Source organism: Micromonospora aridisoli (assembly GCF_056150025.1).
Genome location: NZ_JAXCFK010000049.1, coordinates 1 through 747, shown reverse-complemented (window position 1 = coordinate 747; position 747 = coordinate 1). Strand labels below are relative to the sequence as shown.

Below are 747 nucleotides of genomic sequence, written 5' to 3'. Positions count from 1 at the left end.
TAAAACACTGCCACGGTCAGATTGTATCCTTATATGGTAGAAGCTTTACCAGTACCAAAAAAGGGTGTCATTATTATTTAACAGATCGCAAAGGTCTATCTCCTAGTTACCCAAAAACAACAACAGAACATCTAATCCTCACCGAGAGCATCATTGATGCCCTCACTCTGCAAGCACACGGGGTATTACCTCCAAATACATCCGTGTTAGCTTGTTTTGGAACTAATGGATTTACCAAAGAACACACCGAGGCGATACATAAAATCACAAACCTCAAAAAGATAAGCCTCTTTTTTGATGGTGATAAAGCGGGTCGTACAGCAACAGCAAAGCTACAAACACAATTACAGCACCAATACCCAAAATTATCCATTGGTATCATTGACACCCCTGCAGATGAAGACATCAATAGTCTGTGGGTTAATAATGAGAGTAGTGAATTGTTCCAAACCTTATTAAATGAAGCTAAAACAGCTCCTTCTTTCTCTATTGAAGAGAAAATAACGGTGGCACCACCACAGACAGAAATAGAGTCAATACCTAAACCACAAGAACCACAAGACAAACCCCTACTCGATCTCAAGGTAAAGGGAAGCGTAAAAAACACAGGAGATAGTCTAAAAGTAACCCTACAGACCCAGCACATACAAAACAAGCAACTTGTGATTCAAAAACTAGATTTATACGATTATGGAAATCTAGAAAAACATGCAAAACAAGCTGCTAAGGCATTAGATATAGAGAGTC

The 747-nt window shown here is 39.0% G+C and carries 1 protein-coding gene; it reads left to right on the top strand.

Annotation, left to right across the window (positions count from 1 at the left end; all coding sequences use genetic code 11):
• Positions 1–747: toprim domain-containing protein (locus tag SM447_RS29260; RefSeq protein ID WP_474576099.1), on the top strand; the 747-nt coding region annotated here is incomplete at both ends.